Raw genomic sequence first — 19,223 nt, forward strand, 5'->3', positions numbered from 1 at the left:
GGTTGCGAGTTCGAGAAGAACTTTATTCTCTCAGAAAGCACGGAAAAGGATTGCTACGCACTATTTAGTTTTTGCCACTAAGAAAGAAAGACACGAAACTTAATTAGCTGAGATTGCTTCGCCAGTTAGCTTACGCTCGTGTCTTACGGAATGAACTGTGACTTGAAAATGGGCTTGAAAACTGCTTCGCTGTAATGGATTGGGCCGATGGGTTTGTTGGTTCTAAGTAGTAGCACTATTTAGCACTTACTTATAACTGGCTCATTATCGTAGTAAAGAGGTGTATTTTCTGTATTTAGGTTACTATATACTTACTATATTATTATAATATACTTACATTATAATTACTACAATTGTGATTATACCTAAACTATTCTATACCTTTGCTCTTTAAAATCGCTTTGGGTAAAAGCAACTTACTCTTTATATTATGGCTAGACAGAAAGGATTACTTATTATTGAAGGTACGATTGGTGGTTTGAATTTTTATTTACGTAAGGGGGAACCTTTAGTTCGTGCCGCGGGAGGCGGTTTTACGGCTGAGGCTATTCGGAAGAGTCCGAGTATGGAGCGGACTAGAGAGAATTATTCGGAGTTTTCGGGGTGTATGAAGACGGTGAAGCATTTTAAAATGGCGATGGTTTCTTTTTTGCGTCTTTTTAAGGATGGTACGATGCACCAGCGGTTGGTTAGCTTGATGACTCAGATTAAAGATTCGGATGTGGTTTCCACTCGTGGGTCGCGTCATGTTGGGCAGGGTGTTTTAACGGAAGCGGGAAAGGCGTTGTTGCGAGGCTATGTTTATACTCCGGGTCCTACTTTGGAATATGTGTTGGGTCAACCCTATTCGTTTCAATGGGATGGTGTTGGTTTCAGTATTCCAAATTTTTCAATGAAAGCGGTGCGATTTCCTAAGGGGGCAACGCATTTGGAGCTTCAAGTGGCTGCTATGCGGTTTGAATTTAGTACGTATGCCAGTGCTTTTGTGACCGGTGAACCGTTGGTTTTAGGAAAAAATGAGGTGATTTCAAGTATTGCCTTGGCTCCTACTTCGTTTCCTGATGGGGAAGGTACAGCGATTGGTTTGGTATTTTTACGGTTTTATCAGGAGGTGAATGGGGTGCGGCATGCGTTTAAGGAGGAGAAGTATGTGGTGATGGAGGGGGTTTTTGTTTGAGGTGGTTTTGGTTACGGGTTGCGGGTTGCGGGTTACGAGTTGCGGGTTTCGGGTTGCGGGTTTCGGGTTGCGGGTTGAACACAGATTAAAAAAATTAGAGAAATGATAACAATAAAAGATTGTTGGATTTTTTCGTTCACAGAAAACAGGGAAATTGAAGTGTAATATCGGTTTTTTGCCACGAATTACACTAATTTTCACTAATTAGAGCTTCGCTCTTTTTTCCTCTGACAGAAAACACGGAAAGCATGGAATTTGCGGGGAAAGTTAGGTTTTGCCACGAAGTTGAGAAGGCACTACGTTTTGGATTGTTGGACTATTCGATTTTTGGATCGTTGGGGGTATTTTTATTCTTTCTTGGATTGTTCTACTTTATCTTTCCATGTTTTGCTGAGCTCGGGGTAGTCGATGGCGATTGCGGCGGGTTGGCGTTGCAGTCGGCCTTCGTTAAAAGCTTTAACCAGGATGCTTTCGATTAGGAAATCTTCTGTAACGTCGAAAGGTTGGAATTCGGTTTTGAGGTCGATGTCAAAAAGTTTGGCTGTATTGTTGGACCAGAATGCTTTCCAACCACTTTTTAAATCCTTTATTAAAGTAAAGGTAGATTTGCCGGTTTGACGGTGGATCAGTTTTACTAAAATTTGACCTTCTTTGCGAGAAAGTTTTTTGAGTTGGGCTTCAAATTCCTTTTCCATATACTTCTCGACAATTTTGAAATATTTCTTTTTCTCTTTCTCTGTTTTTAATTTGGCCATGTTATTATTCAACATTGTCAAATTATCGGCACCCGATTTTGCATAGGGATATACTTTTAGTACCCTACGTTGGAGCAGAAGGAATTTTTTTCTGTCCTCGTCGGATTTGCTTTTGCTTTTTCCGGTAACAACTACTTCATCCAATTCTAATGATGACCTTAGTATGGAATCATTACCAATCAGATAATAAATAACCGTAGAATCTTTTTTTGTCTCTTGGGCAAAACCGGAGTAACCTAAAAAAAGAAAAAGAAAAGTAAAAACGTATGACTTCATAACTATTAAAAAGGTATGTAAAATTATAGAAATAACGGTAAATTATGCAATCTTATTTATAATTTAGCAAAAAAATATTCTATGGCACCAAAATCTATTTTAAATTCAAAATCCCTTACCTTTTTAGAGCAGTATTTAAACAATGCCTCCCCGACAGGTTATGAATCTGAGGGTCAAAAATTATGGATGGATTATTTAAAACCTTATGTTGACACTTTTATTACTGATACTTATGGCACTGTTGTTGGGATTATTAATCCCGACGCCCCTTATAAGGTTGTAATTGAAGGTCATTCTGATGAAATTTCCTGGTATGTCAATTATATCACTGATAATGGTTTGCTTTATGTTATTCGCAACGGTGGTTCTGACCATCAAATTGCTCCTTCCAAAAGAGTCAATATTCATACCAAAAAAGGAATTGTAAAGGGTGTTTTTGGTTGGCCAGCTATTCACACCCGAAATCGAGGGAAAGAAGAAACGGCACGAATTGACAATTTGTTTATCGATATTGGCTGTTCCACTAAGGAGGAAGTTGATAAAATGGGTGTGCATGTTGGTTGTGTTATCACCTACCCTGATGAATTTATGATTTTGAATGAGTCGAAGTTTGTTTGCCGTGCTATTGATAATAGAATGGGCGGCTTTATGATTGCTCAAGTGGCCCGATTGCTTCATGAAAACAAGAAGAAACTCCCTTTTGGTTTGTATATTACCAATGCCGTTCAGGAAGAAGTGGGTTTGCGAGGTGCCGAAATGATTACCAATACTATTCGTCCGAATGTGGCGATAGTTACCGATGTTTGTCATGACACCACTACTCCAATGATTGAAAAAAAGATTGAGGGTGAAACACAAATCGGCAAAGGTCCCGTAATTACTTATGCTCCTGCGGTGCAAAATAATTTGAGAGAATTGATTATTGCTACAGCAGAAGCGAATAAAATTCCGTTTCAGCGTTTGGCTTCGTCACGAGTTACCGGTACCGATACCGATGCTTTTGCTTACAGCAACGGCGGTGTTGCTTCTGCTTTGATTTCTTTACCCCTGCGTTATATGCATACCACTGTAGAAATGGTGCATCGGGATGATGTTGAAAATGTTATCAAATTGATTTATGAAACTTTATTGAAAATAGAAAATAACGCCTCTTTTTCTTATTTCAAGTAAACCGGAACTGCCATTATGATAAATCCTTCTACTACCGGTTGGATCGAAAAATTTATAAGCAATTATTATTTGCCTGTACCATTGTCTACTATTGACGATGCGGGATTTTATTCTACTATTCGAAAAACGGGATTTATCTATGGGCATGTAGTTGCTATTCCTACCCGAGAACCTTTGTCGTTTAAGGATTCGACTACTGAAGAAATTATTAAGATTGCTTTATTGAACAGTTTGTATGGTATTTTTGAGATTACCACTAAAAAATCAGACGAGCAAGCCTTCATTAAAGCTCTGTTGGATTTTTATACCGTTTTGCAACCTGAGAGTTTTAGTTTTTTAAAAAAGATACTTCCCACCGAAAACCATTCCATTCGGTTGGAGAAAATTATTAATGAGCGTGTCAAAACCAATGACAACATTATTAATAAGAACTTTTCGCATATCGTTACGAATGCTTTGTTGTTTATTGATGTTTTGGCTTTTCAAAAATACCTCTTGGAAGGAGCTCTTTCCAATAATTACTTAAGAAAATTTGAAGAAACCATCATTAATACTGTAGCTCTTGCTTTAAAAAACAAGAGTAAAAAAACGCAGTATGATGATTTGCTGATTAAATTGTTTGAAAGTTCGGTACGCTACACCAAATATTCCAACAGCACCATTGACTCTTTGTCTAAAATTGATTTTTCGGCAGTAAAGAGTCCTTTAGAAAAGTATTATATTTTGGATTTGGTTGGCATGGCACTTTGGAGTGATGCTGTTTTAGAGCCTGCTGAGACTCAATTTTTTAATGAAATTGGGTTGTTGTTTCAATTAAATCCGGATTTTATTGCTGACAGTTATTTTGAAATTGACTTTTTTATTAAAAAACATAAAAAAGAGATTCCTTATTTCAATTTCTCGAATCCTATTAAGCATTTTTATGATCAGGCGACACAGAATGTGATTCTTTTAATTACGAGAAATAAAAGGCGTCTTCAAAAAGAGTTATCGGAGAGTAAGGAACTTGTTCTTTTGTTGGCTGCTTCCACGCATAGGGAGTTGGATTCGTCTGAAAAAAAGAGGATGAAGAAGCAGTTGTTGGATGTTTGTAAAACTATCCCTTCTTTGACTATTTTTTTATTACCGGGTGGTGGTATTTTGTTGCCGTTGTTGATTAAGTTTATTCCGCAGCTATTGCCTTCGACTTTTAATGAGAATTTGGATCAATGATGGAGGGGGTAATGGGTTTAAGGGTTTAAGGGTTTAAAAGTTTAAAAGTTTTTTGCCGCTAAGGGAAGAAGGCACTAAGTGGATTGGGTTGGGGAGCTTCGCTCCTGTTTTTTGCCACGAATTACACGAATTACACGAATTAAAATGGATTTGTTTTTGATAGTGACGCACTTGATTTGCACTTTGATATGGTGTAGATTGAAAATGACATTGCTTTGATGAACTTTTACATTGGTTAGGTGAACTTTTACATTGGTTTGATGAACTTTTACATTGCTTTGGTGAACTTTTACATTGGTTAGATTGCTATTGACATGGCTTAGATTGACATTGACGGTACCCAGGACGTTGTTGACGGGTCGCAGGTTGTTGTTGTCGGGAGGCAGATTGCTGTTGACATTGATTAAATTGACAATGACGTTGGTTAGATTGACGTTGACATTGATTAGATTGGCGTTGACATCGCTTAGATTGGCATTGACATCGCCCAGAATGGTGTTGACATCGCATTGTACGGGTTTGACATCGCTTTGAACGGGTTTGACATCGCTTAGTGGGGGTTTGACGTGCCTGTTTTGGAGTTTGACGTGCTTTTATATACTGCTTGAAAGTTTTTTGATTATTTAGTTTTTAGATTTTTTAAGTTTTTTGGGTTTTGATTTTTTGATTATTTTAGTTTTTTGATTATAAATTACATTTAAATGCGACTGTGATGTGGTACTAGTAAAAAGAGGATTTTAATTATGAAAAAATTTACATTTCAATTTTATAGCAGCAACTATTTAATTAGGCCTATTCTATTTTGGTTAGTAGGTCCACTAATTTTAATGTTATTTATATTTATTTTCCAAGGGGCAAGTATTCCTATATTGATCAAATCTTATTTCATCACCGTATTATGGTTGATCCCTTTTATCCCTCTATGGCTTTTTATATTGTATTTTAATTACAAAAAACATAATGGTAATTCCATTTTACTAGTAACCGATAACTATAACAAATTCATTTATAAAGAGTTAAATAATGAATTTGTATTTGAAAAAAGTGAGATAGCGAAAATAGTTGTTTATTTGAGTTACCCAGAATATGAAAAGCACTTAATTACTGCTTTTTGGACTGAATATTATTATGTGAAAATTGTTTTAAAAAATAATACTAAAATTAAAATTACGTGTTTGTTGTGTGACACCCTAATTGATTATTTAGATGATGGTAAAATAATATATAAAAAGAAGTTTTTACCGTTAATTTAAAGAGCAAAGCAGTTTATTAAATTACATGTGTGTTTTTACTGTTTCTATAATTTTTAATTGTTTTTCCAGGTTGTCAGTTTTAATTTCTACTTCCCAATTTGGTTTATTTTTTATGAATTCTGTCCACAATGAAAAATGTTTCTCAAAGTGATTTGTTGCATTAAGTTTGTCCAAATACAGAATTGCTTCCATTGCGTCTCTTTGTTCAAACCATAAATCGTGTTTTGTTAGGTAGTAGTCAAGATACAGATTTAAATAATCAACGCACTTTGGCAAATTAAATGAAGCAAAGACCTTACAGTAAACCTTGCCGGCAAAAGCTACTTCACTTTTCAATAAATGCGTTCCTATACTATCAATGAATTGAGTTTGGTTGGTAATTGCAGCAAAAAAAGCTCCTGTTTGTCTACTACGCCAATTGAAGTCCCCAAGGTTTGTTTGTATGATATCCGTTGTGATTTCGTGTTTAATTGTAGTTAACTTATTTATCCATTCAGTGTTTGTATTACCGATATTAAGATAATATGGAATTATCCATCTGTCAATAAAATCTTTTTCTAACTCAAAGTTATTATTAAACGGCTTTAGGTCATCAAAGGGTGGCGTGTGTCGAATTGTCGCACCTGCTATGTGTAATTTTATTGCTTCGATTTCTTTGTTGTTCATTCTAAAGCCAACTATCAAGTTTATCAACCAAATATATGCACTTTTTATGCTTTTAGGAAATGCATTGATTGTGGGTATGAGCGTGACGATTGCACTAGCGGGTGGTTGTAGGCAGTTTTACTTAGGCTTTAAAATAAACGTTTTGTATTTTTCGTCAATTCCATATTTTCTCTTTGCTTTTTTTCTGTCAAGCTCAATAAAGGTGTAATTACCAAATTTTAATTCATTAAAAATTGATGCGGTAATAAATGTTATCTTTTTATCTCTTATAATGTAAAAATTCAGAAATTCTTTTTCTAACTTTTGTTCTAAATAATTTTCATCATAAAATACCACTCCTGTTTTTACTATAACCAAGCTATCTTTTGAAATGATTAATTCTGATTCACTTAAATCATTACCAAGAGTAAAACTACTTTTAGGATTCTCATTTGGATTCCTAGCAACTTTATATACACCATTATCTAATTTATAATTTAAAGTGTTTGCAGTTGTAAAACTACCTATTCTTTCAAAATATTTTAAAATCGTATCATTTACGATTGTAACTGTTCTACTACAACATTCATTTGATTTATATACTTTTTCTTGAGCTAAGCAAATGCTAAAGAAAAACAAAAATATAAAAGTTAAAACATGTCTCATTATGTTAAAATGTATTTGTTGGCTTTAACGACTATAAGAAAAATTTTAGTTTCTCTAAAGAAAATAAAATATTTTAAATCTTTACCTTTTAATTTAAATCTTAGTTAGTTCTGTTATTATAAGGTTTTAAAAAAAATAGCCTACAACGTCAGTTCGTCTAAAAACCTCTATCCGAACTGATTTGAATTAATTACTACGTAAATATATTGGTTTTACCTTACAATAAAAACCTTTTTTAAAAAAAGAAGAAGCAATTGTTTCAAAAATAAAAAGGGTGTAAAAAGCCTTAAAAACATCTTTTAAGGACCAAAAAAATAAAGCAAGTACATTAAGGTACCGTTTGAGCATATTTGGGTCAATTAAATTAAAAATCCGCTTTAAATTGTAGGCAGTAAAAATAAGACCTACATCAGCCGAGGCATGTTTTAGTGTTTTTTTGGTCATGATATAATAAAAGTCCCATTGTCTTTTTATAGTTCCGTAGGGATGTTCCACAATGGCTTGCCTTCTGCGATAGGTTTCATAATTATTTTCTATTCTAATCTTGTTTTGATAAATCAAATCTGCGTGCTCAGAACGTTCTATGAGTCTGCCTTTGGCATTTTTAGTACATTTAGAAAACAAATCACAGGCTATACAAGCACTGGTTTTATAATGCTTCATTTTGGTGAGCGATTTTCCGTTTTTCTTAGTGTACCAATTTCCGTTGGAGGTTAGTTGTTGATTGGCAGGACAAGTATAACTATCGGTTGGTTTGTCATAATTAAAATATTCCACATCAAAAGCAGTGTCAGGAGCGTGCGAGGCGACCGTTGGAATGGCAACCAGTACGTCAATAGCAAGTCGGTTGGCATACTCAAACTCGCTACCGGTATGATAGCCTTTGTCATAAATAGCTGTAAAGTTAGTGTGACCTAAAATAGTTTTAGTTCTTCGAAGCATTCCACCCATAGCCTTTGAATCATTTTCATTGGTCACTTTAAAATCAATCGGAATGTTATGTTTAGCATCTACAACCGTTTGCACATTGTAAGCTACTTCCGAGATGTTATTGCGAGTCATGATTTGCCTGCTATCGGGATCGGAAGTTGAGATTTGTGTTACACCTGTAGTATCGATGGTGTTTTGATACTCAAGGTATTTTTGTTTTTGAAGTTGGTGTTTTTTAATTTTATGGACTAGACTTTTTTTTTGATCCACATCACCATCTTCTTTAGCTAGAGCTTCATTGTATTGCTTGAGTTTCTCATCGATATAAGCAATGTGACGTTCAATTTTTCCGGGATTAAAATTATTTTTCTTTGAGTTTTGTGCTCTGAGTTTTGTGCTGTCACCCGCTACCAATTCACCACCAATGAGTTCAAAGTGAGCAGCCATTTGAACAGTAGCTCTAAAAACACGGGCAATAGCCTTGGGATTGTCTTTTCTAAAATTAGCAATGGTGTTGTGGTCAGGCACAAGCCCTTTCAAAAGCCACATGAGTTCAATGTTACGAGAGCATTCTTTCTCCAAGGTTCTAGAAGAACGCATCCGATTCAGATAGCCGTAAATAAAAAGTTTAAGTAAATCTGATGGATGATAGGAAGGTCTTCCGTTTTCCACAAAGTCAAAAGCAAACCCATAATCAGACAGTGTAAGACTGTCAACAAAAAGATCAATAAGCCTAACTTGGTTATCCTGTGCTATCGCATCATCTATCGAAGAAGCAAAAAGCGGAAGTTGGTTTCTGTTGGTTCCGTTGATAAATTTCATAGCTAAATATACTGAATAACAACGAGATACGCAAATAAATTGAGAGGGTTTTAATACAAATGATATAAATAAAAGGAAAGAGGGTTTTTAGACAGTTTGACGGTCCATGTATAAAACGTTGGAGATTGCGGTCTTCGTCTCTTTCTGCCGTTGCAAATGCTGATGCGGGGCAGAATACTTCGCACAACCACTTAAACCCCAATGTTTTATACATGATGTTGCCAAAAGTTGATTTTATTGTCTTTGTAAATTCTGATTAATCACATAGTGAATATACAAATCAATATCAGATTGCTCATTATAAATCCAAGGTGGCATTAAACTCAATGCTTCCTTAATCTTTAAATCTATAAGCTTTATTTGAAAATCAGAATGTTCAACCCTTTTAATCTTAGAGGGCGGATTAGTCATTATCAAGAAAGTTAGCTCCAATTTCTTATCAGGTAAGTTTCCTGTAATTAATTGACTTTCGAAGGTAGCGTTATTATCTGATGCTATTTTAAATGAGACCTTATACTTTTGATATAAATAAGTGTCCCATAAGTTTTCAGGAACTTCAACTAATTCAATAAACATGTAATTTGCAAAAGCATATCCACCTAATGGCTCAGACTTTGAAGAATACTTTAAATCTGGTGATTTCAGAATATACCATTCTTCAGTATTTCCATTTTGTATTATATCTCCATCCTTATGAAATGGAGTCGGACTATTAAGCAGGTGTTTTTTAGAGTTAAAATCATATTGAACAACTAGCTTTTTTCCTTTCTTATCATTTATTATCCATGTATCAATTGGTTTATTGGAATCATAGCTACCTTCAGAAAGTACCATACCTTTATCCGTATAATAAATCCATTTCCCAATTTTGCTTCCTTTATCAAACTGCCCTGCAACTTTCGGTTTGCCATTAACATAAAACAATTCAACCTTTCCATGAAGCAATCCATTGTTATAATTCAGTTTTCGAATCAATTTACCTTTTCTGCTATAGGTTATCCACTCTCCATTTTTTAATCCATTGACGAATTCCCCTTTTTCAATCAATAATCCGTTGCATTTAAGTTCAAATTGTCCATTTAAAACAGGAGAAATCTGTTCAATCTTTTCTTGGCAATTACAATAATCAAGTTTTACGGTTTGTTGTCCGAATGAAATGTTAACTGTCAATGCAGTCAGTAATCCTAAAAATAGTCTTTTCATATTATACTGTGGGTTTTTATTTTTTTCAATTGTTTGCAACTTGTAAATAACATAAAATATATAAACTTTATATGCTTTTAGGAAATTTATTTGTGGGTACGAGCGAGACGCTCGCACTAGCGGGGGCACATAACTAGTAAATCTCATCAAATATATACACTTTTAATGCTTTTAGGAAATTTATTGATTGTGGATGAGCGAGACGCTAGAACTATTTTTGAGCTATCAGATTGTTATTCTTTTTCTTGTATTACAATTTCATCAATAAATTTCTTTTCTTCCTCTGTCATTTTAATTTGTTCCATTGTCAAGTTAGGGTCTGGAATATACCACTCAAATTGAGCAAAGTAATCTTTCAAATCTTTGCTATTAAAGGAGTAACAATATTGAGCATAAACAGTATTTCTCAAAATTTTCAAAGTCTCTTTCGAGTATTTTATTTCTTTTTCTAAACTTAAACTACAAATGCCAAACACCTTTCCTTCTTTTAATTTTTCAAGGTCCGTTGGTCGAGTGATAAATGAATTTTCGCAAATTATTCCAAACTCTATATTCTTTTCAGGTTTGAAATTTGAAACTTCAATTTGAAGTCTACCTGATAGAATTCTTACCATTCTGCCGTTGTCTTCATTATTGTCAAATTTTTTACCCGTTACCTTCCCACTACCAATAATTGACCAATTTGCATTCTCTCCAAAAATGTCATTAACGTAAAAATATTTGTTGCTTCCCAAGTCAAAATTTATGGTCAAGTTTTTAATTGTCCCACCTGCCCATTTAGCACCTGTTGTTAAAATGTAATTATAAAATTGGTCAAATTCTACGTTTGAACTTGCAGGAAAAGAGTAACTATGATTTATTTTGTTAAGTCCGGGCTTAAATGTCAACTCGAACAGATAAACAAAAACGCCTTGTTCAAATTGTGAAAATTGAAAGTCCTTTGGTTCTTTTAGTTCACAGTCTTCGCATTCTGCTGCTTTGAGTTGGTAAGGAAGTATTTGTCCATTTGCTAAAATTATAAAGTCGGCAATTTGGTTGGTATTGGAACTATTTTCAGACACGTCACCAACTGCTGTCGGTGCTTGAAAACCAATCATTAGTTTCCTTTCTACATTTTCAGGGTTGTTAAACTCGAAAAGAATGTCAACTCGACAAATTTTGTCCTGAACACTGAATGATAAAACTTCTCTGTCGAGTGAAATTTTACTCTCTTTTGTCGGGTAAATCACTCCACCACGAGTCAAATAAACTCCGTCATTCCCGTAAACGGAAATTGTCAAAATGAGTGTCAATATTGTTGTTATCGCTGTCTTCATATAATGAGTGCTGTTACCACACGTTTTTTCTTTCCAAGTCATACTTGTATGGGTTTTCAGAGTCATTTAGTCCGTTGTGATAAATTAAAAATTCAGCGTGTTTGTCGTCAAATTTGATAATCTCAATTTTATTAATTCCAATTAAACAAAGGTTGTCACTATGAAAAACCTCTTTGTCAAAAATCCCAAACCTTGTTTGAGTAATATTTATGATTTCACCGCAAGCTAAAAATCCATTTGTGGAAACTGATATTTTGTTGGTTTCGTCAATTTTTTGTTGATACACAACTTGTCTGAGAATAAGTGTCAGAATGCTCAAAACGATTAAAGGTATCAGAAGAAAAACGGTCAACATTTTCTTTTTTGTGTTTTTGAATAAAGCGAAAAACAAGATTGTCGAAACAATAAATGTCCAACCAATTGTCGAAAAGCTATAAAGTCCTTTTAGTTTGTATCCATTAAACTCCAAAATCATTACTATTAAAAACAAAATTGTTGAAGCGATCAAAATTCTTCCAATTAATTTTTCAACTGTCGGAAAGGTTGTCTTAGTCAGAAGTGGAATGCAATTCAGTCCTATTATAAATCCTATGAATATTATTATCGCTGTCATTTTTTAAAATGTGTGGTACGTACTAGTTATCATCAAATATACACTTTTATGCTTTTAGGAAATCATTTGTGGGTATGAGTGAGACGCTGGCATAGTTATCGGGGGGAGGCTCTCCCTGTCAGTTTCTGACAGGGCAGTCTACTCGATTAGTGGCAGTTTTTATTTTATAATCTGTTTTTAATTGTTAGAATTTCTTCTGTCAACTTAATCAATTTATTATTTGTTTCAAATTCATTTTGTTTAAGTACATGACCATTATCTTCACAAACATATAGATCAATTAAAGAACCCATTCCAGCACCAATAAAATCATTCATAATGCTTTTTGAGTTTCCATTATTTTCTTCTAATTTCTCTATTGCGACTTCAGTTCGTTTTACCCATCCATTTATTTTATGCTCTTCAAAGAATTTTTTCAGAACTTCTAAACTTTCAATAATTTGATTATTTGCCACGGTCTTTAAATATTAATATGATTTTGTTTTTTACTTTTTATAAACTTGCTTAAAATCAAAAAGGTTAATATAAACATTGCTATTTGTATAATAAAAACTGGAATTAGTGAATCTGACTCAGCATATCTGTAGCCAAAACTAATTACAGAAACAGGAAAAGTTATCAGCAATCCATATAAGGACCAATTTCCATAAAAAAAGTCTTTCGGATAAACTGAGCAAATAGATAATGTTCCAAGAGATACATAAATTAATGATATAACAAATGCTAATTTATTTTCTGCAATAAAATTTTTATAATTCATATAATCAACTTTTTAGGCAACTTTATTAAATTTAGCGAGTTAATTGCCGCTAACTAGTAACTAACTTCAAATGTTAAACTTTTTATGCTTTTAAAAAATTTATTAATTTGGTTAGGAGCGAGACGCTCGCAGGAGCTGGGGGAATTAGATAATTGGTACGAGCGAGACGCTGGCACTAGCGGGGTTAGCTAAAACTAGCATTTTTTTTATACACGGTGTTATGTACAGATTTTTATTCTCCACAATGTAGATAATTTTTCAGAGTCAAATTCCAAGATTCTTCACTATTAAAATCCTCGATTAGTCCATTTCCATCTTTTTCAATAAAAGCTTGAATTCCGTGTTGAATCATATATTTTGGATAGTATTTTGGAATTCCAACTTCTTGAATGGATTGACAAACAGTGCGTAAAGCTTCTGAACCTCTAACAAATAAATTATCAAGACTGCTTATCATTTCTTTTTTATCCTCTTCACTTATGTTCATTAGAATATTTTGTTGAAGAACTAATAATGCTTGATGTGCACTTTTGTCTTTTACTCTGTAAGAATCATATCTTCCATAAACACCAGCAATAGCAAATAGTTTTGCCGCTTTTTCAAATTCTTTTTGTTCAATGCATTTTCCCATACCAATTAATATGTCAGCAGGATTGTGTTCATTCGTAATTTTTGATAATTCAACACATTCACAAGGATTTGGCGATTCTAAATTTCCTTCTGCTTCTAATGATATTGTTTTTTGAGCTTGAATGTTATTACTTCCAAAAGCTAGAATAATGAGAATAAAAAATTTTTTCATTGTTTGTTTTAATTTGCACATAACTAGTAAATCTCATCAAATATATACACTTTTTATGCTTTTAGGAAATTTATTGATTGTGGTGATGAGCGAGACGGTTGCACTTACAGGGACGTTCGGCAATTTATTTATAAATTTGCAACTTTCTGATTTAGCAACTCCACATTGAAATTAACCTTTGCGTTTAGTGCTTTGAAAACTTTCAATATTGTATCAAATCGTGCGTCAGTTAAGCTATTTTCAATTTTCGAAATTTGTGCTTTTTTTACACCAACTAATTCGCCTAATTGTTCTTGAGTCAAGTTTCTGTCTTTGCGAATTTGCTTAATTGTTTGACCAATAAGTTCAAGCTTCAATTCATTTTCAAAAGCATCTCTATTTTGAGTTCCTTTTTTTCCAACGAATTTATCAGTTACTTCATCTAAACTATATGTTTTCATACTATTATTTTTTTTCGTTAAAATATTTTATTCTTAAAGCTTCTGCTTTTTCTATTTCTGCTTTTGGAGTTTTGTCTGTTTTCTTTATAAAACCATTTGACGAAACTACAATTGTATCTAGCTTGTTGGATTTGTCCCAAAAAGCAAGTAATCTAATATACTGCTTATTGTACAAAGTTCTAAATTCCCATATTTCCCCATCAAGTTTTTTAAATAATTCGTTATCATTTACACTTCTTGATTTCCAAATATTGTAAAGTATTTTTTCTCTCGACTTTTGATCTAAACTTTCCAAAAATTCCATTACAGGTTCAAGAAATTCAACTTTGAATTTATAATCCATTTGACACTTTTAAATTATTTTCGGCAAAGATATAAGTTTCCTTTTTAAGAAACAAATTTTCTTAGAATTTCGGGGCGAATTGCTGAAGCATAACTAGTAAATATCATCAAATATATAACTTTATGCTTTTTGGAAATTTATTGATTGTGGGGATGAGCGAGACGTTGGCACCAGCGGATGCAGTCTACTCGATTGGTAGCAGTTTTTTATCGTCATATTTCATATATCCAATCTACTTCAAAGTTATTTTCAATGAAAGTCAACGGTTCAATATAGTTAAGCCTTAACTTCTGTAAAATGTCCAATGACAAATTATTTACTTTAAACCAGTATGTTTTGTTATCTTTCATTTTTTTATGCCATTGACTTGAATATAAGTTTGTCAAAGTATTTCTTAATTTATGGAAGTCTTTAATTATACCTTTGTCAATTTGTATATAGTCAGATATAGAAGATAAAAATGTGGGTTCAAATAAAACTTCAATTCTACCTTCAATGTCTTCTGTAAAATTAACTAATTCGTCGTCAGAATATTTAGTCAAATCTGTTGCACAAATAAAAAGAATTAGTCTAATTTCGTCAGAGTGATACTTTTTAATTTTTTGGGCTATTTCTGAATTCTCCACGTAGTTAGTAGTTATATTTTTTTTGGATTATTAATTTTTTCAAACTAAATGTTTGGTTGTAGATTTATTTATCTTTCAAATGTTAGATTATCTTTCTAAAATTACCACAAACTTGTAAATAACATCAAATATATAAACTTTTTATACTTTTAGGAAATGCATTTGTGGGTAAGAGCGAGATTATGGCACTAGTGGAGGCATAAGCATTGTGTGACTTGGATTATGATATCCTTCCTTCGTCAGGATGACAAACTGGGCGTGATTAGCTTTATGCAAATTGGATTATGAGATCCTTTCCACCTCGGCGGACAGGCATTCGTTAGGGTGACAAACTGGGCGTGATAAGCTTTGTTTGACTTTTTCAAGCTACAAAATCCTTACCTTAATGACAATAGGCACGAGCGGGAGGGTTTTTCTATTCAAACTGTTTGTCAATTTGTTCTCTGTCATAGTCAAGTATCCAGTCGTTATGTTTTTTATAAATTGGTCGTAAGGTTTCTTTGTCAGCCGAAATAATGTCAAGACCCCTGTCGTCATACATATGAAAGATAAGTTTCTTGTCAATATTAACAAAGTAAATTTCTTTTCCTGTTAGAAAACCGTTTTGATCAAGTCGTGGTTGTCTTGACGGAAAGTCAGTATGCCCAATTGCTTTTAGAATATTTTTATAATTAATTCTGTCAGTAGCTAATTTAATAATTGCAATATTCCTAATGTCAAATTTGTCGTCTGGTTCATAAAGTTGTAACTCTTTCGAGTAACTTATTTCGGTCTTCTCTAAACTGTTAATTTGCTTAAATGAAAAGTTTGAAAATCTGATTTTTCTGCGTTTGTATTTGTAGTCCATAAATACCAAAAACAAATTATCGGAATCGGCAAATGCAGTTTTGAAAATTGTCGAAGCTCGTCTTGTTACTTCTTGAAAATATTCGTCTGTGTCGGTTTTACCAACTTGTAAGTCAAAGCGAAGTCCGAAGTCCCAACTATAAAACAAAGGTTTCCGTAGTCTTAGTCCTTTGAAATTGTCGTTTAAAAATTTTCTATATTCTTGTTTTGTTGTCAAGTTGTTGTGGTCTTTTTAAATGTCCGATAACGTCATGAGGCTTGCTTTCAGTGGCGTTGAACCAACACCAAGCCATTACAAATATAACAAAACATTCCATTGAGCAGCGGATTTTCCGTAGGAAAATCCGGAAGTAGCCATTGAAGCAAACCGCTTTTTTGCGTTCGTTTTTTTATTCAGTTTTTTTTAATTTTTCTAATGTTTCCAAGAGCCAATCTCCATTCACTTTTTTGAGTACTTTATTTCTTTTAATCTGTTCTTCAATTAAGATAATAAATTCTTTATCGTTAAACTCTTCTATTGCTTCCAAAATCAATGAGCCAAATTCATCAATTTTTAGAAGTTCATTTTTTAAAACATCTTTAATCTTTTCGTCTTTTCGTTTAGCTAGTCCAATAATTGCTTCAAATCGAGTGTTTTCATCAGAATCATTTATTCTTTTCCACAAAGTTTCTCGAATTATAGGATTATCGGTTTCAATTTGTGTTCCAATTCCAAATGTTGCCCAATCTCTAATGTCTGAATCTTTATCTTTAGTTAATTGAATTAATGTAATTATTGGTTTTGTTTTATCAATTGTAAGAATTGCTGAAACTAAACCGTGTCTGACATTAACACTTTTATGATTTTTAAAAGAACAAACTATGTCAATCTGCTTTTCTGTTAAATTATCATTGTTATGTCCAATTGCATAAAGTATTGAGCTAATTACATTCTTGTCTTTTTCAGTTTTAAGTAAATTAAAATATGTTTTTAAAATTTCTTTTTGATGTAATCTTGGATATCCAAATTGAGCTAATATATTTATTGCGATAATTTTTTCTTTTGATATTTCCGATTTCGTTAACTCAATACTCTTTTCAAAAATATCTTTTGTTTTTCGTTTTCTTAATTCACTAATATATTTCCAGTAATTTTCATTTGACTTATTATTCAAAATCCTGTCAAATAGTTTTTCGTTGGAATAATCAGTTAAACTCATTTAAATTTAGTTTTAAGATTTCGTTTGGCTAAAATGATGCACAACGTTTTGGCGCTTGGCGAAGAAGCGGATTTCGAAGCACGAAACTTTCTGCCAGCACTGAACTTGATACGAAGCACAAAGCTTCATTTAAGCACTGAACCCGCTTTTTTGCCAAACGCCTGTTATGCGGTCGTTTTTTATTCATTCTTTTTTTTCTGGGTGATATTTATAATAGTCAGGTCGTTCGGTATGCTGCCAAAGAAACTTGTATCCAGTCTCCATTATTTCCATGTCATAAGGTCGTTTAAAGTGAAAAATATGTTCGGGGAAACTTGCTATGTATGATGCCCCAATAATTATAATTCCCGAAATTGTCCAAAGTCCAATTGTCACGATTTTGTATGTCTTTATTTTTATCAAGTATTTGTTGATACAAAACACTATTGCAAACCAAATAAAGAAATAAATAAGAATGTCGGCAATTAGTTCTATGACAAAAATTTGTAACGACATTGAAGTGTGCCAGCCGTCACCAACAAATGGAAATGGGAAACCGCTATACAAAGTGTCAGGTGCGTCAACAGGTAAAGTATACCACCATTTTGTAATTGTCCCAAAGGAAATTACAGTCAAAGGTAAAATTAGTTTCCATGTTAATTGTTTCATTTTTGTCGTGTTGTCTTAAAATGCCGCATAACTAGTAAATATCATCAAATATATACACTTTTTATGCTTTTAGGAAATTTATTGATTTTGGGTACGGGCGAGATGCTTTCACGTGGGAGCTGTTATCTTTAACTTTTCTATTTATTTCCAAAACTGCCACCACCTTTTTCGTTTTTTAATTATCTCACCTATCATCATTCCGTTCTTCTTTATTATTAAGTCGTATTTTGGCAATTCTGAAATTTGTATTTTTATCTCAGTGTCATCTTCTAATCCTGTAGATTTAATTAAAAGTGTTATTTCTTCTTTCTTATAATTTTTGGGAATTACTATTTGAAAATTTCCTGAAGCATCAGTCTTGGTTTTAATTTTTGTACCTTTAATAATTACTGATGTTTTAACCGGATATTCTAAATCCTCATCAACGACTTTTCCCTTTATTATTTTACGAATACTGTCACTTGAACTTGTTTGATTTTTATTGTCTTTTTTATTTTCAGATAAATCATTACTATTCAATTCTATCTTAAAATTGTTGAATTCAGTAGTATTTGAATAACTTACCGTTGCTAATGACATTAAAGCAAAAGTTGCTGCAATTTTATTCCAACTCTTTATTTTATTGGTTTTATAGGTTTTCAAAACCCTATTCATTTGGTTACGATTTAGCCTGGCACAAATTGATTCTTCCTTATTGTTTAAAAAATTAATAATTTGTTCGTCTGTCATTTTGGTAAAGTCCGTTACACTTTTAGCACAAATACTGCAAAACTTTCCCCTTTCAAAATCAGACATTGTCGTCCAATTTATCTTGTTACAAGGATTATCAATCGTTATTTTTAGACTGCTGTTTTTCATAAAGTTACAGATAACTAGTAAATATCATCAAATATATACACTTTTTAGGCTTTTAGGAAATCGTTTGTGGGTAAGAGCGAGATTATGGCACTAGTGGAGGCATAAGCATTGTGTGACTTGGATTATGAGATCCTTTCCACCTCGGCGGACAGGCATTCGTTAGGGTGACAACTATTGGTGTACCTGCCTACTGCGTAGGAGGTTTGCTTCGCCAGTTCGCTATCGCTCCTGTCTATGTCGTCTTAGACATCTCTCGGAATGACAAAAATAGGGCGTGATTAGCTTTGTGTGACTTGGATTATGAGATCCTTCCTTCGTCAGGATGACAAACTGGGCGTGATAAGCTTTGTCGGATGTGGATTATGGGGTTTTCGACCTAGGGCCTTCGTTTGGGTGACAAACTGGGCGTGATAAGCTTTGTGTGACTTTTACTAATTACAAAATCCTTAACTTAATGACATTACGCTCGCACTATCGGGTGTATTTTCCACGAAGAAAGAAACGCAAGCACAAGCCCAGCAATTGATGCAAGCGGTTGTGCTTGTTGCACAACTCCCCAAATATACCAAAAAAATCTTGCAAAAAAGATTCATTTTTTGTAATTTTAGTCATGCAAGGAAAAAAAGAACTCACCCCAAAAATGCTCTATCAAGTTCATTTACA

Annotated in this window: 21 protein-coding genes; 4 read left to right on the plus strand and 17 right to left on the minus strand. The window is 33.2% G+C overall.

Annotation, left to right across the window (positions count from 1 at the left end):
- Positions 1-430 precede the first annotated feature (430 nt).
- Positions 431-1,177: a hypothetical protein gene (locus tag IEV15_RS14210; RefSeq protein WP_188363208.1), complete on the plus strand. Its 747-nt coding sequence runs from the start codon at positions 431-433 to the stop codon at positions 1,175-1,177.
- 347 nt (positions 1,178-1,524) lie between these two features.
- On the opposite strand, the gene IEV15_RS14215 is transcribed toward IEV15_RS14210, so the two are convergent.
- Complete coding sequence (locus tag IEV15_RS14215; protein WP_188363209.1) at positions 1,525-2,208, minus strand: DUF4294 domain-containing protein; 684 nt, start codon at positions 2,206-2,208, stop codon at positions 1,525-1,527.
- Positions 2,209-2,289: 81 nt separating this feature from the next.
- Between IEV15_RS14215 and IEV15_RS14220 the strand changes: the two genes are divergently transcribed.
- From IEV15_RS14220 to IEV15_RS14230, 3 genes are all read left to right on the plus strand, one after another.
- Positions 2,290-3,378 (plus strand): M42 family metallopeptidase, encoded by a 1,089-nt coding sequence (locus IEV15_RS14220; RefSeq protein WP_188363210.1) that lies wholly within the window; start codon positions 2,290-2,292, stop codon positions 3,376-3,378.
- A 15-nt stretch (positions 3,379-3,393) separates the two neighbouring features.
- Positions 3,394-4,590, plus strand: a complete 1,197-nt coding sequence (locus tag IEV15_RS14225; RefSeq protein WP_188363211.1) for an LETM1-related biofilm-associated protein — start codon at positions 3,394-3,396, stop codon at positions 4,588-4,590.
- Positions 4,591-5,333: 743 nt separating this feature from the next.
- Positions 5,334-5,843, plus strand: a complete 510-nt coding sequence (locus IEV15_RS14230; protein ID WP_188363212.1) for a PH domain-containing protein — start codon at positions 5,334-5,336, stop codon at positions 5,841-5,843.
- Between the two features lie 21 nt (positions 5,844-5,864).
- On the opposite strand, the gene IEV15_RS14235 is transcribed toward IEV15_RS14230, so the two are convergent.
- The 16 genes from IEV15_RS14235 to IEV15_RS14310 form a co-directional block, all read right to left on the minus strand.
- Positions 5,865-6,509 (minus strand): DUF6000 family protein, encoded by a 645-nt coding sequence (locus tag IEV15_RS14235; protein WP_188363213.1) that lies wholly within the window; start codon positions 6,507-6,509, stop codon positions 5,865-5,867.
- Between the two features lie 117 nt (positions 6,510-6,626).
- On the minus strand, positions 6,627-7,154 hold the full coding sequence (locus IEV15_RS14240) for a hypothetical protein (protein ID WP_188363214.1): 528 nt from the start codon (positions 7,152-7,154) through the stop codon (positions 6,627-6,629).
- Between the two features lie 186 nt (positions 7,155-7,340).
- Positions 7,341-8,906: an IS1182 family transposase gene (locus IEV15_RS14245; RefSeq protein ID WP_229734168.1), complete on the minus strand. Its 1,566-nt coding sequence runs from the start codon at positions 8,904-8,906 to the stop codon at positions 7,341-7,343.
- Between the two features lie 234 nt (positions 8,907-9,140).
- The gene (locus IEV15_RS14250) at positions 9,141-10,109 is read right to left on the minus strand and encodes a toxin-antitoxin system YwqK family antitoxin (RefSeq protein ID WP_188363215.1); all 969 of its coding nucleotides are present in this window, start codon (positions 10,107-10,109) and stop codon (positions 9,141-9,143) included.
- Positions 10,110-10,342: 233 nt separating this feature from the next.
- A complete protein-coding gene (locus IEV15_RS14255) occupies positions 10,343-11,467 on the minus strand; it encodes a YARHG domain-containing protein (RefSeq protein ID WP_188363216.1) in 1,125 nt (374 codons plus the stop codon).
- Positions 11,439-12,038: a hypothetical protein gene (locus IEV15_RS14260; RefSeq protein ID WP_188363217.1), complete on the minus strand. Its 600-nt coding sequence runs from the start codon at positions 12,036-12,038 to the stop codon at positions 11,439-11,441. Before IEV15_RS14260 ends, IEV15_RS14255 begins: the two co-directional genes overlap by 29 nt.
- A gap of 164 nt (positions 12,039-12,202) precedes the next feature.
- Positions 12,203-12,493 carry a hypothetical protein gene (locus IEV15_RS14265; RefSeq protein WP_188363218.1) on the minus strand — a complete coding sequence of 97 codons (291 nt, stop codon included), beginning with the start codon at positions 12,491-12,493 and terminating at the stop codon, positions 12,203-12,205.
- 5 nt (positions 12,494-12,498) lie between these two features.
- The gene (locus IEV15_RS14270; protein WP_188363219.1) at positions 12,499-12,798 is read right to left on the minus strand and encodes a hypothetical protein; all 300 of its coding nucleotides are present in this window, start codon (positions 12,796-12,798) and stop codon (positions 12,499-12,501) included.
- Between the two features lie 232 nt (positions 12,799-13,030).
- Positions 13,031-13,600 (minus strand): hypothetical protein, encoded by a 570-nt coding sequence (locus IEV15_RS14275; RefSeq protein ID WP_188363220.1) that lies wholly within the window; start codon positions 13,598-13,600, stop codon positions 13,031-13,033.
- A 128-nt stretch (positions 13,601-13,728) separates the two neighbouring features.
- Complete coding sequence (locus IEV15_RS14280; protein WP_188363221.1) at positions 13,729-14,040, minus strand: helix-turn-helix domain-containing protein; 312 nt, start codon at positions 14,038-14,040, stop codon at positions 13,729-13,731.
- A 4-nt stretch (positions 14,041-14,044) separates the two neighbouring features.
- Positions 14,045-14,383, minus strand: a complete 339-nt coding sequence (locus IEV15_RS14285) for a type II toxin-antitoxin system RelE/ParE family toxin (RefSeq protein ID WP_188363222.1) — start codon at positions 14,381-14,383, stop codon at positions 14,045-14,047.
- A gap of 212 nt (positions 14,384-14,595) precedes the next feature.
- Positions 14,596-15,009, minus strand: coding sequence for a hypothetical protein (locus tag IEV15_RS14290; protein WP_188363223.1), 414 nt, complete (start codon positions 15,007-15,009; stop codon positions 14,596-14,598).
- A 415-nt stretch (positions 15,010-15,424) separates the two neighbouring features.
- Positions 15,425-16,072 carry a DUF3885 domain-containing protein gene (locus tag IEV15_RS14295; RefSeq protein ID WP_188363224.1) on the minus strand — a complete coding sequence of 216 codons (648 nt, stop codon included), beginning with the start codon at positions 16,070-16,072 and terminating at the stop codon, positions 15,425-15,427.
- A gap of 172 nt (positions 16,073-16,244) precedes the next feature.
- A complete protein-coding gene (locus tag IEV15_RS14300; RefSeq protein ID WP_188363225.1) occupies positions 16,245-17,054 on the minus strand; it encodes a HEAT repeat domain-containing protein in 810 nt (269 codons plus the stop codon).
- Between the two features lie 183 nt (positions 17,055-17,237).
- A complete protein-coding gene (locus IEV15_RS14305) occupies positions 17,238-17,702 on the minus strand; it encodes a hypothetical protein (RefSeq protein WP_188363226.1) in 465 nt (154 codons plus the stop codon).
- A 141-nt stretch (positions 17,703-17,843) separates the two neighbouring features.
- A complete protein-coding gene (locus IEV15_RS14310) occupies positions 17,844-18,497 on the minus strand; it encodes a carboxypeptidase-like regulatory domain-containing protein (protein ID WP_188363227.1) in 654 nt (217 codons plus the stop codon).
- Between the last annotated feature and the right edge of the window lie 726 nt (positions 18,498-19,223).

The organism is Flavobacterium orientale, from assembly GCF_014638005.1.
GTDB lineage: Bacteria > Bacteroidota > Bacteroidia > Flavobacteriales > Flavobacteriaceae > Flavobacterium > Flavobacterium orientale.

Coding starts and splice junctions, on each gene's coding strand:
- IEV15_RS14235 (WP_188363213.1), bottom strand. CDS start 6,509: ATGAACAACAAAGAAATCGAAGCAATAAAATTACACATAGCAGGTGCG.
- IEV15_RS14225 (WP_188363211.1), top strand. CDS start 3,394: ATGATAAATCCTTCTACTACCGGTTGGATCGAAAAATTTATAAGCAAT.
- IEV15_RS14300 (WP_188363225.1), bottom strand. CDS start 17,054: ATGAGTTTAACTGATTATTCCAACGAAAAACTATTTGACAGGATTTTG.
- IEV15_RS14210 (WP_188363208.1), top strand. CDS start 431: ATGGCTAGACAGAAAGGATTACTTATTATTGAAGGTACGATTGGTGGT.
- IEV15_RS14245 (WP_229734168.1), bottom strand. CDS start 8,906: ATGAAATTTATCAACGGAACCAACAGAAACCAACTTCCGCTTTTTGCT.
- IEV15_RS14255 (WP_188363216.1), bottom strand. CDS start 11,467: ATGACTTGGAAAGAAAAAACGTGTGGTAACAGCACTCATTATATGAAG.
- IEV15_RS14240 (WP_188363214.1), bottom strand. CDS start 7,154: ATGAGACATGTTTTAACTTTTATATTTTTGTTTTTCTTTAGCATTTGC.
- IEV15_RS14305 (WP_188363226.1), bottom strand. CDS start 17,702: ATGAAACAATTAACATGGAAACTAATTTTACCTTTGACTGTAATTTCC.
- IEV15_RS14310 (WP_188363227.1), bottom strand. CDS start 18,497: ATGTCTGATTTTGAAAGGGGAAAGTTTTGCAGTATTTGTGCTAAAAGT.
- IEV15_RS14270 (WP_188363219.1), bottom strand. CDS start 12,798: ATGAATTATAAAAATTTTATTGCAGAAAATAAATTAGCATTTGTTATA.
- IEV15_RS14275 (WP_188363220.1), bottom strand. CDS start 13,600: ATGAAAAAATTTTTTATTCTCATTATTCTAGCTTTTGGAAGTAATAAC.
- IEV15_RS14285 (WP_188363222.1), bottom strand. CDS start 14,383: ATGGATTATAAATTCAAAGTTGAATTTCTTGAACCTGTAATGGAATTT.
- IEV15_RS14230 (WP_188363212.1), top strand. CDS start 5,334: ATGAAAAAATTTACATTTCAATTTTATAGCAGCAACTATTTAATTAGG.
- IEV15_RS14250 (WP_188363215.1), bottom strand. CDS start 10,109: ATGAAAAGACTATTTTTAGGATTACTGACTGCATTGACAGTTAACATT.
- IEV15_RS14220 (WP_188363210.1), top strand. CDS start 2,290: ATGGCACCAAAATCTATTTTAAATTCAAAATCCCTTACCTTTTTAGAG.
- IEV15_RS14280 (WP_188363221.1), bottom strand. CDS start 14,040: ATGAAAACATATAGTTTAGATGAAGTAACTGATAAATTCGTTGGAAAA.
- IEV15_RS14215 (WP_188363209.1), bottom strand. CDS start 2,208: ATGAAGTCATACGTTTTTACTTTTCTTTTTCTTTTTTTAGGTTACTCC.
- IEV15_RS14260 (WP_188363217.1), bottom strand. CDS start 12,038: ATGACAGCGATAATAATATTCATAGGATTTATAATAGGACTGAATTGC.